This window comes from Tractidigestivibacter sp., assembly GCF_057241865.1.
In genome coordinates this window covers 1-12,032 of record NZ_DBHHPX010000026.1, presented here as the reverse complement: position 1 = coordinate 12,032, position 12,032 = coordinate 1, and the positions used below count along the sequence as shown (strand labels likewise).

Genomic DNA, 12,032 nt, shown 5'->3' with positions numbered 1-12,032 from the left:
TCAGCTAAACCACAAACGGAGGGGGACGAGAGGGGCCGGAACTATCTCAGCTCGAGCATTCCCCTGATAGCGGACAGTATGTTGAGCATAACATCACGGCTGGCAACCCCAACGAGCTGGTACCCACGAGCCGAGAGGTCAAGGCAACGAAGCTGCTCCACGCATGCATAGCCCCTCACGGGACTCTCCCCCATGTCTATGTGCAGGGGGTATCCATTGCTTGTCGTTGTGATGGGCACAAGCGCAGTCATGCTCGAGCAACTGTTGAAGCCATATCCGCTTACCACGACGGCCGGGCGACTCTTGGCGGGCTCATGCCCGAAGGCCGGAGAAAAGTCCACCTGGACGATATCTCCCTGTTCGAGGTTGTTCACTCCACAACCTCCCCGCCAACGGCCTCGCCCCAATCCACCTCAGTGGGCTGGGAAACGTCCGAATGCCCTCTAAAGAGAGAGTCGATTGACACGTACGGAGCGTCGCAATAGCTCCTGTGGTTCTCGTCGACGGGACGCAGCAGGATGAAGGGGCCGTTTTCGTCCGTCCCGCAACTGATACTTAGATTGGACCCCACAGCAAGCCGCAGCGAGTCGCAAACCGCCTTGGGAATGCGCACCGCTTTGGATGCGCCCCATGCGCAGAGCTTTGCCTCGCGCTCCTCAGCAACCTGCATTGCGCCACCTCCAACAGTAAGATATCTTGTAGGATATCTTACCATGCTGCAACTCGAGAGAACACAAAGACGCTCGGTCTTTTTGGCCCGTGACTCCCCGGAGGAAGTGCAGAGAGTTTTGTCCAGAAAGCACCGAGGCCGGCGCACATCAAATGCCCCAGCCTCGCGCGTCACTTACACGGGATGTAGCAGGTCAGTCTCTATTGCAACAGTTCAATCGAGAAGCCCCTCTCGATTGTCTCGCCGGGATTGCAAACCAGGTACCCACGCTTGTGCTCGAAAATGTCATCCTCATCGGAGCAGGTCGACAGGCCACTCCAAGGCTCAATGGCCACAAAGTCTGCGTTGGGCTTTGACCACACGATAAGGTATGGCATCTGGGGGAAGGAAACCTGCAGGCCAGGAGCCTTGCCGCCACGAGAGAACGTCACACGACGACTCGCAAGGCAGTCGTAAATCGTCTCGGCATAATCGAAAAGCTGATGCGACAGATGCAGGACTTTGCCCTCCTGAGGCGCCACGTTCCTGTGGGCAACATCGATAAGCCCCGTAGATGGTACCGGCGTGCAAACGTCAGTCTCGTTGCGCTCGAACTCAATGGTGTAGTCACCATATGCATCTTCATCACACAGTGGACAGCGAAACGCGGGATGTCCACCCACAAAGAACGGCATCGGCTTTACGTCCGCATTGGTCACCCGATAGGTCACGTCAAGTACCCGGGCGTGCACCTGATATTCCGCAGCTAGCTCAAACTTGAACGGATACTGCGCGAGGGTCGATTCATCAGACCTCAACACGAAACTAGCCGAGTCTTCCCGGCTGTCAGCGAGCTCGAATTGCATCTTGCGTGCAAAGCCATGGCGCTTGAGTCTGATGGGATATCCCTCCCTGGTCACGGCCTTATCGTTTCTCAGCCCTCCACATATGGGAAACACGATGGGCGCCTGCCCACTCCATACATCAGGGTCTGGTTGCCAGAGATACTCCAAGCCGGAGACGTCCTTGATAGACGTAAGCGTGCCACCAAGCGAGGTGAGACCGACTGACATCTGATCAGAATTGATAGTGCACTCCATGCGTGTCTTCCAAAAAGATCTAACAATTTGCTGGAGATTCCCGAAGCCCACAGGTCACAATATCTACGCGATTATCTCAACAGCCGTCTTTTTGAAAAGGTTGTCAGCAACTTGGGTGTCGAATCGCCCAGTATGCGGAGAAAGGCAGCTAGCAGATGCGCAGCTCATAGCAAAGCGCAGGCTCTCAGAACCTTTCATCCCACGAGCTATGGCAACCGCAAAAGAGCCCACCATAGTGTCACCTGCGCCCACGGGGTTTATCGCCTGGATTTTTGGCGCATACCCACGGAAGATACCCTCGTCACACGCCATAATCGCCCCCGCAGCGCCAAGGGATACAACGACTATCTCCACGCCACGCTCATGGAGCTCCCGTGCTGCGCTCACGACCTCGTCAATGCCCTCGATCTTTCGATTCAGGAGCTGGCCGATCTCGTCAATGTTTGGCTTCACCATGGTTGGAAGCGCACGTATGCCCTGCATGAGGTAATCGCCGGAAGTATCAAGTATCACGGGCTTCCCCGCTTCGCGAACAAGCCGCACCAGTCTCTGGTACACGTTGGTGCCAGCACCTACCGGAACGCTTCCACTCATGGTGACAACGTCAGACTGGTTTGCGAGCTCAAGAAGAGTACTCATCATATCTTCAAGCTCGGCCCTATCGACTGGTCTGCCTGGTTCGAGGAACTCCGTCGAGCCCCCACCTGGCTCCAGCACGTTGATGCAGCAGCGCGTCTCGTTCCTCACTCGGACAAATCGTTCCCTTATGTCATCCCTGGCAACCAGCTCACAGAGGTAGTGCCCATTGTTGCCACCGACAAAGCCTGTGGCAAGAACTGGCTCGCCATTGGCTGCGATAGCCCTGGCGACATTGAGGCCCTTTCCACCTGCAGAGTCCTCGCATTCAGCAACTCGCATCACAGTACCCTTGGTCAAGGGCATGTTAATGCGATATGCCTTGTCGATTGACGCATTAAGCGTGACCGTGGTAATCATGGGGCGTCACTTCCAATTCTGCTGGTTCCACTTGCGTGGAACCGCATGGCTATTGCTTGGGTATTGAAACGGCCAGACAGCCGCAGACGTTACCTGTTGGATAACTTGGAGTAGTCGGAGAGAATCTCAGTAAGATTTCGAAGGACCTCTTCAGCACTCGTTGACGCACGCAGGCGCTCAAAACCCCTTGTGTCGCTGCCAAGCTTGTTGATTTCACGAAACATTGCTAAGTAGTGCTCGCCATCAAACTGCGCAGAGAAGAACATCAGGTCGACTTCCTCGCCCTCGAAAAAACGAATTCCGCCCTTGCACACAAGCAGGCCAAGCCCGTTCTTGAGCGCCCCGTCCCAGCTTGCGGCATGCGCCAGTGCGATTCCCTGGCTGATAATAATGTAGCTTCCGTACTCCTCGGCGTTCGTAATGGCCTTCTCAACGTAGTTCTCTGTAACATACCCCGCCTCAAGGAGCGGTGAAGAGACCTTCCTAATTGCATCTTTCCAGCCCAGCGAACCATTTTCTATCTGAATGAAGTTATCCCTGAGATTGGAAATGAGAATTGAGTCTCGTTTAGTCTTACCTTCTACCTGCTCGACTTCCATGAGAATCCTGCTCAGTTCGCAGTCGAGAAATGCCACCTTATTGGCATTTCCCTCATGGTAAATATCACTAAGACGTGCCACGAGAGTGTTGTCGATTGTTTGGGGAACGACTTTCGCGCGGCTAAGCTTAAACGCAAGCTCCTGAATCTCGTTGATGTCCTCTACCGAAAGCACCGGGCTCACATTGACCACGCGCACCCTATCTGTGTCGATGGGGACGGTCGAAATCACAAAGTCAACGTTGTTTAGTCTACAACTGCCCTCCTCGACTTCCCTGCATGTAGCAATACCGAGAACATTGAATTTGAAATAGGCTTTTATCTGAGCATCAAGATATCTCCCCGTGGCGGCGGAGTTCGGACACGCAATAAGGACGTTGCACACGCGAACGTTACTTTCGTATCGATACAGTGCCGCGCACACATGGATGACAATCGAGTCTCGCATGCCCTTCCCAAGAGACCTGCATAGATAGTCCTCGATGATGTGGAAATGCGGAGCGCAAGCACGGTCGACCCGATTCACGAGTTCGCTCGTACCATCCTTTTCACCAGAGACATCAAGCTCGAAGCCATCGGCATCCCAACGAGAAGACCCCTTGATATGAGAGAAAAGCGCTTCGACCAGAAGGTCGTCACCCTGAAGGTCGACTTCCAGGTCTTTTCCCACTTGCATCAAGAAGTGGGAGATTGTGCAGTAGAGGTCGAAGTCATCGAACCGCCTTAATTGTGGAGTCATATCCCGGCTGAGGATGGACCGCTCGATACCAAAGATTCTGTCTGCATCAAGGCGTATCCCCATATCCATAGCAACGACTTTGACCAGGTTCCCTATTTGATCAAAATCATCTGATGCTCCCGCATCCTCATAAGAGAAGCCCTCCGGCTCGTTGAGCAAGACAACTAGAGTCGCAGCTATCTCGTGCTCAGCGTCCATCGTGATATAGGAGTTGGTGGAGCGCAGGAAGGCTCGTACGCTCCTGTCGACATCATTTAGATGGATGTCAAACCGCAGGTGACCCTCAAGAACGTCGAGGAAGTAGCTGTCCGGGCAAAGGCGCTTGGCGAGGATGTGCGAGAAGGCACCAATCAGAAAGTCCTTGCGCTGCTCGTCGCTTGCCTCGACACGCAGCCCAAAGCTGCTCTTTCCCACAAGCCTTATTCCACACCTCTCAAGAAATGCGCCCGTCTCCTTCACGTCTGTTGTGACCGTATTGTGGGAGCAATAGAATTCGTCAGCGATTGCCTGCACCGTTAGCCACTCGCCCGGTTTGAGCTGCAGTAATTCGACCGCGATAAGGCATTGTCTCTCATCGGGTGAAAGGTGGTATTCGTAAAGGTCCATGCTATGCAGCATGGTCCTGAGAGTCTGAGAGTTTGCAGAGGCGGGTTCGCATACCCGAATGTGGTGTCCAGTCAGCTCAACGAGGCTCTCGCCGTCTTGGCTTGCAAATTTGATTATGGAGGCGATATCCGCCCGTAACGTCTTCTCCGAGATGTGGTAATCGCTCATCAAAACCGAAAGCCTCAAAGCGTGGCGTGGGTTGTTGGCGACACGATACAGAATCTCGGCAGTACGCTCCTTCATTGCGGATACCGCCTCCCTTCCTAAGCTAGGTGCTCTGAAAGATAAGCTGCAATCTGGCTACTTGTCATGGTCGTAAACCCATCAAGAACTGTATTATCCTGTAGCAGCCGGATGGTCTTGGTGAGGAATTCGAGATGCTGACCAGGCGCGATGGCCAGATTGAAGACGTGGCGCGTCATAACCGCATCTTCTGGGCCATCCATCCTGTAGAAGCTCACAGGCTCGTCGAGGCGCAGGTAACAAAGGGCATCACGGCAAATGGCATTAGACTGGCAGTGCGGAAGCGCTACGGGCGTCTCGCAGCAGATTCCCGTTGGAAAGACCTTCTCGCGGTCGAGACAGTCATCTGCAAACTTCTCGGTGACGCAACCGTAAACCTGGAGCGCGCGGGCACAAATCCTGATTGCTTCTTCGCTCGTAGAGGCGGACCCTTGGAGAGCTACAAACAGCTTTCCACCCGCCTCACACGCAGCGGTATCGATGCTCTGGGTAACCATCTGAATCTCCTACACTTTCAACACTCAGGGGCAAGGTTGACTAGATGCCCATGGCACGAGCAATGAACTCAACGACCAGGCAGCCCGGGTTATAGCCAAAGTGAGATGCCGTTACGAGACCTCCACCAAAGTCGACCCCACAGGCGTTGAGCATAAGGGTTGCGTAGCCGGCGAACATGTTTGCAAAGAACAGCATGAGGTACATGAAGACGGTCATGCAGATAAGAGTCCTGAACACGTTGCCCTTACTTGCAAGGACAGCCATAGGAGCCACATAGCAGACCTCTGCCAGAATCGCGGCCGGGAAGAAGCGCATGTCGGGGACGAGGAAAGACAGGCCAACGGTGATGGGAATCATAATGGCCGTGCACGTAAGGCAGGTTAAGTCGCCAAGGGCAAGGGCGATATCCATGCCAACATAGAGGGTGGTATCAGCGGTGAGGTGCTTGCGGGCAAATTCGCTAGCCCCTGCCCCAATGGGAGTCAGCCCCTCCATCATGATGGAGACCATGCGCGGGATGAGCACGAGAACGCCGGCCATGCCAGCCATGAGGGTAATAATGCCAGGAATGTCCTGCTGGGTCATGAGGCCAAGGAACAGGCCTACGAAGAGGCCGATGATAGCGGGGTCACCAAGGATGCCGATCTTCGAGGCAAGCTTGTCGAGGTTGAGGTCAATCTTATTCAGACCGGGGATGTGATCGATGATTCTATTGATAAGCCAGCTCATGGGGTACTCGTAGACAACATAGCCGAGGCAGGTGCACGCGGTGCCGTCAAGGCCGTAGTAATCCGCCCAAGAGGGTGCGATCTTCTCAGCGGCAAAGAGGTCAACAACGGAAAGCGCAAGTGTCACCAGAAAACCTATGAGCGCGTTGTCAAAGAGGACCCACGCAAGCGCACCGGGAACCAGGAAGTGCATGAAGTTCCAGATGTCGACGTTGAGGACGTTGGTCTTCTTGGCTCGAATAAGCAGGATGTTGACAATGATGATAGCTGGGATGACAAAGACGGCATACGGCGCGGTCCAAGAGGCTCCGCCAAGTGCCGCAAAGCCAATCTCCGCAACGTCATAGCCACTCCCGAGTGCGGAATAGTAGTCAAAGACTGGCTGCATAATCTGCATCAAGAAGTTAATGACCAGGACGACGCCCTGGAAGCCGATACCCACGAGGAGGCCAGCACGAATTGCCTGTGACGGCTTCATTCTGAAGAAGATTCCCAGGATTGCGATTACGACAGGGAGCAGGACGGTGGCTCCCAGGCTCATGAATTCTTGGAAAAAGCCCACTATGGTGCTGACAACAATGTCCATGGATGACTCCTTCTAAAGAGCGGGGATACTCGGATAGCGGTTGAGTTACTCTGCCTGAACTGTCCTGAGAAGGTCGACTAGCTTCTTGGCGCAGGCGTTCTCGTTGATTCCCGAAATAAGCGGGAACACTGTCATATACGGCCTATCTAGGGGCTTCTTATAGTTGGCCGTGGTTAGGACAACGTCCACGTCATACTGCTTGGTTGGGACCTCGGTAATGGTGCCCTTGAAAACCTGGACCGGAATACCAGCATCGGCAGCAATCTGCTTTACCTTCTCCTGTGCGACCGTGGACGTTGCAACGCCGCTGCCACATGCGACGAGGACCTTTACTGACGACTTCATTACGACTCCTTCTTGGTGTCCACCCGCGTGATTTGCAGGCGCTACTCGCTACTTGCGCGGAAGCGCGCGGAGACTCTGGACAATCTGCTTGTAGCTTTCCTTGTGGCCAAACAGTCCCGCATTACCAAGGCAGAAGCCATCCACCCCTGCCTTCCAGAGATCAGCCACGCTTTGAGCAGAGACGCCCCCGTCGACGAGAATCTTATAGCCGTAGTAGTCCTTAGCCTCCACGAGCTTCTTAATCTTCTCGTCAACGAACGGAAGGGCCTTCTGACCGGCAAAACCGGGATTGACACGCATGACCAACACGTAGTCGCATACGTTGAGGGCTTCCTTGGCTGTCTCAAACGAGGTGCAGGGGCTAATTGCAAGACTAGACTTAGCGCCAAGGTCACGAATGTGTTGAAGCGTACGGGTAACCTGACTGTCCTCCTCTCCATGAACATGCACAATCTGGGCTCCCAGCCTGACAAACATGTCTACATATCGCGCAGCATCTCGCACCATAAGGTGCACATCGCACACACTGTCGGTAAGCTTGCGAATGGCAGAGACGTCTTGAGGACCAAGCGCAATGTTGGGGACGAACGTGCCATCCATGATGTCTAGGTGATAGAGGTCAATTCCAGCGTCATCGAGCTCGGCTACGGTCTTCGAAAGGTTCTCATAGCCAGCGCAGTTCATGCACGCACCGATGATCTTCTCCCCGTCTTTCCAGTCTTCTAGCGTACGCATTACCTTTCCCTTCTCTTTGTATGGCCGAATATCTTGGCCACTCTCGCCCAAAGTGAGTGGCTATACCGCAGCTAGTGCTAGCGCTCGCAATCGAGCAGAATCTTCCCTTTGACCCTGCCTGGAGTCTTGAACTCTTCAAAGGCTTCCGAAATCTTGGAAAGCGGGTATCGGGTGTAGATAAAGCTCTCGTCGTAGGGCATCATGCCGGAGCGGTAGGCATCCGCAGTGAGGGTCCACTCGTGACCCGGGAAGGGAGCAGAATAGCTGAGCCACGAACCCGTGAGGGTGAACTCGCGGCGATGCAGGTGCTCCCACTCCTGCGGAGTAAAGGTAATGTCGCGGTTGATCTTGCCGATGAGAGACGCCTGGCCCTTGTTGGCAACGATGTCGAAGATCATCTTCATGGTGGCAACGCTACCGGCGGTCTCGACTACATAGTCATATCCACGACCGTTGGTGATAGCGCTCACCTGGTCCTTCCAGTCCCCATCCATGCTGTTGACGGTGCTGGTGGCGCCCATCTTCCTTGCAAACTCAAGGCGGTCTGGCAGGATGTCAAACACGGTCACCTCACGCGCGCCAAATGCCTTTGCCCACTGCGCGGTGATTATTCCGATAGTGCCCCCTCCGAGAACGGCAACTGTGCCGCCCCCGTGATAGTCAAGTCGCTCGAGACCATGGAGTGCGACGGCAGTAGGCTCGATGAGGGCTGCCTGCTCATAGGAGACGCTGACGTCGAAGGGCACTGCGCAATTTTCGGGAATCACCACATACTCGGCAAAGCTGCCAGGTTGACGGGTACCGATGAAGCTGTAGTGGCTGCACAAGGAGTAGTCACCGCGCTGACAGTCCTCGCAAGTTCCGCAGGGAATGAGCGGCGCGCCTGCAACGTTCCCTCCAACCTCCACGGAAGTGACGTTCTCTCCAACCCCAGCCACTACGCCGGAGAACTCGTGGCCGAGGATGATTGGGTAGAAGTGCGCGGCATCACCGATAACACGTGGCACGTCTGAGCCGCAAATGCCGGTCTGCTTGACCTTGACCAGAACTTCGTTGGGGCCGGGGCTTGGCTTGTCGACCTCCTCGTAGCGGATGTTGTCCTTGCCGTGAAGAACCCCTGCCCACATCTTCTCGCCCACGAGAGCACCTCCCATTGTCCGGCCCTCTTTACTGGCCTCCTGCGCGTAACTTGAATGTAGGGACGGACTCTGAGTCGCGACAGCCCAAGAGACGTGAGCGTCCGGATACCGGAATTGTCGGAAATGGCTCAGTACTTTCGGCATAGCGACTCGTATTTCTGTCCACACCCCGTCGCACCATGTTGCTCGTGAGATGACCGCGACGACGGGGGGACGGCCATGGCGAAGAGGCATGCGGCGGCAGGAACATGAGGGGGTGCGTCGATGCGGGGACCCTCGCGGACCTCATGAGGAGGTATCCCGACGAGAAGTCCTGCGAGAGGAGACTCCTGGAGGAGGCGTACCCGTCGGGCTTCGCGTGCCCCGCCTACGGGAACAGGCGCTGCTCCAAGGCGGCGGGACGCGCGCACAGATTCAACAGGGCGAGCCGGAACGTGGCCGCCGACCTTCTGCGGGACATGTGCCTCAGGTACGTCCCGCTCGGGGCGCTCGCGGAAAGCTGCCATATCTGCCTTAGGGCCTCGTAGTTCATGCACATGAGGCTCCTCGAAGTGATGAAGGCGGCGCTCGCGCCCTTCAGGAACGGGCCTCTATCTCCCGCCAGGCAGACGGGCTCTGTCTCGATGAGCCCCTTTGCAGGCAGGGGTCGGATGTTCAGATGCCGAGGGGGCGCACCGGCACAGCCATGCCGTACATTCGCGCGGCATCTCCAGCTTCAAGGCCTGCATCTAATGCGCTACGAACGGCCTCGGAGACGAATATTCGGCGCTCTGCGGGAGGAGAAGGGCTCCCGATGTGGAGCCCAGGGATGCCCTCGCAAGCATCGTCGGCAACTCCTGGGCCGCCACTGATGGCCACACAGGATATGCGCGCATCCTCCCCTCGCTCGGGTCAAGGAGCACGCAGCCACAGCCGCCAAGAAGTCCAGGGACGACGAACTCGAGCTCGTCAATGCCATGCACCAGAGACTCAGGGAATTCCTACTTCCGTTCCATGGGATGTCGACGAAATGGCTGCGGCACTACCTCTCGTGCTTCCTGTGGACAGGCAGGCGAGGCATCCGGAGCGCGAGAAGAAGGACGTGCTCTCCGGGCAGCTTGCGTAAGGCAGATAGTCCACACAGGCGCGCGCTCGTAGACATGCCCCAGCCCCTCTGGGACTGCTGGGAAGCAAGAGCCTAGGTCAATGTCAATCATTGTCCAACAGCAAGAAAGCTATCTACCGCTTGGCGACATCCACCTCGAAGACATTTCCTTCTCCCCGGTAGACGGCCTTCGAATACTCGATTGGCACTCCAGCCTTCGCGCTGCCGACCGTATAGAAGAGAAGCATCGGATCGCCCACTGCAACATCGAGAAGAGTTGCCAATGCACCGTCTGCACGCACAGCTTCAAAACGTCTGTGGGCTGACACGACAGCCAAGCCGCAATCTGCAAGCGTCTGATATAGGCTCACAGCAGCAAAATCGACACCATCGAGGTCTGGCAGCTTGGCACAGGGCAGATATGTCTCCACAAATACATTGGCGGTTTCTTCGACATAGCGTAGCCGGACGAGCTTGTACACCTCGTCACCTAGCTTTATCTGGAGCGCATCTGCAACAGTTTCCCGTGCCTTTTCGCGCTCGAAGATGATTACTACGGTACGCGTGCTGTTGCCAGCAAGGCGCATATCGTCGGAAAAGCTCATCAGCCCCTTGGTAAAGTGCTGATGCACTTTCGGACGGCAGACAATCGTTCCTCTCTTGCGGCGGCGATCGAGATAGCCATCGTCCACCAAGCGCTGCAGAGCCTGACGCACCGTAGGACGGCTTACCCCATAAGCCTGTGCCAGTTCCTGTTCAGAAGGGATGCGCTGTCCCTCCTGATAGGTACCGTTCTTAATCTTTGCCAGCAAATCGTTGGTAATGTTCTCGTACAGTGTCATGACTTTCCTCCAGCAGTTGCAAGAGCATCAATCGACGACTCCTACATTCATCGGCGCAGCAGATGCCCGACACATCCTTGTAGCCATTCTGCAGAGACCCCATCGATTGATGCCCATTTATCCCTAACATAATACCCAGTTGTCATGTAACTCGGCATTTAACATACATCTGCAGTTACATTATCAATTTTTATATTGACATTTTACTGATATTTATATGATTATGTATATACATATTAGTTCAATGAAAGGAGCTTTGATGGCTCGCTACACTCTCGATGATCTTGCTCAGATGGTTGACCACACGAACCTCAAGCCATACGCAGCCGACGATGATATCCGGCGCCTCTGTGCCGAAGCGCGCCAATACCATTTCCGCATGGTAGCTGTGAACCAGGTTCAGTCCAGTCTCTGTGCACATGAGCTTGTTGACAGCGACGTGCATATCGGCGCAGCTATTTCTTTCCCTCTCGGCCAGACTTCCATTGCTGCGAAGGCATTCGAAACCCGAGACGCAATCGCAAACGGAGCCACCGAGATTGACTATGTCATCAACCTGACGCGCGTAAAGGCACATGATTGGGCTTATATCGAGGACGAGATGAGCCAGATTGTCTCTATATGCAGAGATGCCAGCCTCATCTCCAAGGTCATATTCGAGAACTGCTACCTCACTGAAGAGGAGAAGGTTGCCCTGTGCGGCATTGCAAGAAATGTCGGCCCCACTTTCGTCAAGACCTCCACAGGCTTCGGTGCGTCGGGAGCAACCGTTGAAGACGTCCGTCTCATGAAGACACATGTCGGCGATGAAGTGCAGGTAAAGGCCGCAGGCAGCATACGCGATGCCGATACCTTCCTCGCTATGGTTCGTGCCGGGGCCACCCGCATAGGCTGCAGTGCCGGCGTCCCCATCATTCAGGAATTCGAGAGAAGGCTCTCGACGATGGAGGATGGCTATTTCGAGCTCTGAGGCCATGAACAGCAGCCCTTCATCTGCCTCCCCTGGCAGATTGGCCAGAAGCGGCTGTCCTCCCCACCATGGCACGGTGATGTGGCTGGCCAAATCTAGACACGCTTGAGCCACGACTACCGAAAGCCCGACAATGTGCCAGGGGGCACGGGAGGGGCTTGTTGCATGAACAAG

The 12,032-nt window shown here is 55.3% G+C and carries 13 protein-coding genes; 2 read left to right on the top strand and 11 right to left on the bottom strand.

The window, feature by feature from the left end; genetic code table 11:
* Positions 1 to 41: 41 nt before the first annotated feature.
* The 10 genes from ACO59D_RS09085 to ACO59D_RS09040 form a co-directional block, all read right to left on the bottom strand.
* Entirely contained in the window at positions 42 to 374 is a 333-nt protein-coding gene (locus ACO59D_RS09085; protein ID WP_485126693.1) for a type II toxin-antitoxin system PemK/MazF family toxin, read from the bottom strand.
* Positions 371 to 670 (bottom strand): AbrB/MazE/SpoVT family DNA-binding domain-containing protein, encoded by a 300-nt coding sequence (locus ACO59D_RS09080; protein ID WP_130812839.1) that lies wholly within the window; start codon positions 668 to 670, stop codon positions 371 to 373. Before ACO59D_RS09080 ends, ACO59D_RS09085 begins: the two co-directional genes overlap by 4 nt.
* A 200-nt stretch (positions 671 to 870) precedes the next feature.
* Positions 871 to 1,749 carry an aldose 1-epimerase family protein gene (locus tag ACO59D_RS09075; protein ID WP_485126692.1) on the bottom strand — a complete coding sequence of 293 codons (879 nt, stop codon included), beginning with the start codon at positions 1,747 to 1,749 and terminating at the stop codon, positions 871 to 873.
* 63 nt (positions 1,750 to 1,812) lie between these two features.
* The gene (locus ACO59D_RS09070) at positions 1,813 to 2,745 is read right to left on the bottom strand and encodes a 1-phosphofructokinase family hexose kinase (RefSeq protein WP_485126691.1); all 933 of its coding nucleotides are present in this window, start codon (positions 2,743 to 2,745) and stop codon (positions 1,813 to 1,815) included.
* A gap of 89 nt (positions 2,746 to 2,834) precedes the next feature.
* Positions 2,835 to 4,931 (bottom strand): BglG family transcription antiterminator, encoded by a 2,097-nt coding sequence (locus ACO59D_RS09065; RefSeq protein ID WP_485126689.1) that lies wholly within the window; start codon positions 4,929 to 4,931, stop codon positions 2,835 to 2,837.
* 20 nt (positions 4,932 to 4,951) lie between these two features.
* Positions 4,952 to 5,428, bottom strand: coding sequence for a PTS sugar transporter subunit IIA (locus ACO59D_RS09060; RefSeq protein WP_485126688.1), 477 nt, complete (start codon positions 5,426 to 5,428; stop codon positions 4,952 to 4,954).
* Between the two features lie 40 nt (positions 5,429 to 5,468).
* Positions 5,469 to 6,743: a PTS transporter subunit IIC gene (locus ACO59D_RS09055; RefSeq protein WP_130812834.1), complete on the bottom strand. Its 1,275-nt coding sequence runs from the start codon at positions 6,741 to 6,743 to the stop codon at positions 5,469 to 5,471.
* A gap of 45 nt (positions 6,744 to 6,788) precedes the next feature.
* Positions 6,789 to 7,088, bottom strand: coding sequence for a PTS sugar transporter subunit IIB (locus tag ACO59D_RS09050; RefSeq protein ID WP_130812833.1), 300 nt, complete (start codon positions 7,086 to 7,088; stop codon positions 6,789 to 6,791).
* Between the two features lie 48 nt (positions 7,089 to 7,136).
* Positions 7,137 to 7,823, bottom strand: coding sequence for a ribulose-phosphate 3-epimerase (locus tag ACO59D_RS09045; RefSeq protein ID WP_485126687.1), 687 nt, complete (start codon positions 7,821 to 7,823; stop codon positions 7,137 to 7,139).
* Between the two features lie 77 nt (positions 7,824 to 7,900).
* The gene (locus ACO59D_RS09040; RefSeq protein ID WP_485126686.1) at positions 7,901 to 8,977 is read right to left on the bottom strand and encodes a galactitol-1-phosphate 5-dehydrogenase; all 1,077 of its coding nucleotides are present in this window, start codon (positions 8,975 to 8,977) and stop codon (positions 7,901 to 7,903) included.
* Between the two features lie 233 nt (positions 8,978 to 9,210).
* Between ACO59D_RS09040 and ACO59D_RS09035 the strand changes: the two genes are divergently transcribed.
* Entirely contained in the window at positions 9,211 to 9,489 is a 279-nt protein-coding gene (locus tag ACO59D_RS09035) for a hypothetical protein (RefSeq protein WP_485126685.1), read from the top strand.
* Between the two features lie 691 nt (positions 9,490 to 10,180).
* Here the strand turns inward: ACO59D_RS09035 and ACO59D_RS09030 are convergent.
* Positions 10,181 to 10,888 carry a GntR family transcriptional regulator gene (locus tag ACO59D_RS09030; protein WP_485126684.1) on the bottom strand — a complete coding sequence of 236 codons (708 nt, stop codon included), beginning with the start codon at positions 10,886 to 10,888 and terminating at the stop codon, positions 10,181 to 10,183.
* A 217-nt stretch (positions 10,889 to 11,105) separates the two neighbouring features.
* On the opposite strand from ACO59D_RS09030, the gene deoC reads away from it, so the two are divergent.
* A complete protein-coding gene (deoC, locus tag ACO59D_RS09025; protein ID WP_485126683.1) occupies positions 11,106 to 11,858 on the top strand; it encodes a deoxyribose-phosphate aldolase in 753 nt (250 codons plus the stop codon).
* The last annotated feature ends 174 nt before the right edge of the window (positions 11,859 to 12,032 follow it).

Bases quoted from the DNA above. Each gene is read 5' to 3' on its own strand.
- ACO59D_RS09030 (WP_485126684.1), bottom strand. From the start codon at position 10,888: ATGACACTGTACGAGAACATTACCAACGATTTGCTGGCAAAGATTAAG.
- ACO59D_RS09080 (WP_130812839.1), bottom strand. From the start codon at position 670: ATGCAGGTTGCTGAGGAGCGCGAGGCAAAGCTCTGCGCATGGGGCGCA.
- ACO59D_RS09075 (WP_485126692.1), bottom strand. From the start codon at position 1,749: ATGGAGTGCACTATCAATTCTGATCAGATGTCAGTCGGTCTCACCTCG.
- ACO59D_RS09035 (WP_485126685.1), top strand. From the start codon at position 9,211: ATGAGGGGGTGCGTCGATGCGGGGACCCTCGCGGACCTCATGAGGAGG.
- deoC (WP_485126683.1), top strand. From the start codon at position 11,106: ATGATTATGTATATACATATTAGTTCAATGAAAGGAGCTTTGATGGCT.
- ACO59D_RS09045 (WP_485126687.1), bottom strand. From the start codon at position 7,823: ATGCGTACGCTAGAAGACTGGAAAGACGGGGAGAAGATCATCGGTGCG.
- ACO59D_RS09050 (WP_130812833.1), bottom strand. From the start codon at position 7,088: ATGAAGTCGTCAGTAAAGGTCCTCGTCGCATGTGGCAGCGGCGTTGCA.
- ACO59D_RS09065 (WP_485126689.1), bottom strand. From the start codon at position 4,931: ATGAAGGAGCGTACTGCCGAGATTCTGTATCGTGTCGCCAACAACCCA.
- ACO59D_RS09070 (WP_485126691.1), bottom strand. From the start codon at position 2,745: ATGATTACCACGGTCACGCTTAATGCGTCAATCGACAAGGCATATCGC.
- ACO59D_RS09040 (WP_485126686.1), bottom strand. From the start codon at position 8,977: ATGGGAGGTGCTCTCGTGGGCGAGAAGATGTGGGCAGGGGTTCTTCAC.
- ACO59D_RS09055 (WP_130812834.1), bottom strand. From the start codon at position 6,743: ATGGACATTGTTGTCAGCACCATAGTGGGCTTTTTCCAAGAATTCATG.
- ACO59D_RS09060 (WP_485126688.1), bottom strand. From the start codon at position 5,428: ATGGTTACCCAGAGCATCGATACCGCTGCGTGTGAGGCGGGTGGAAAG.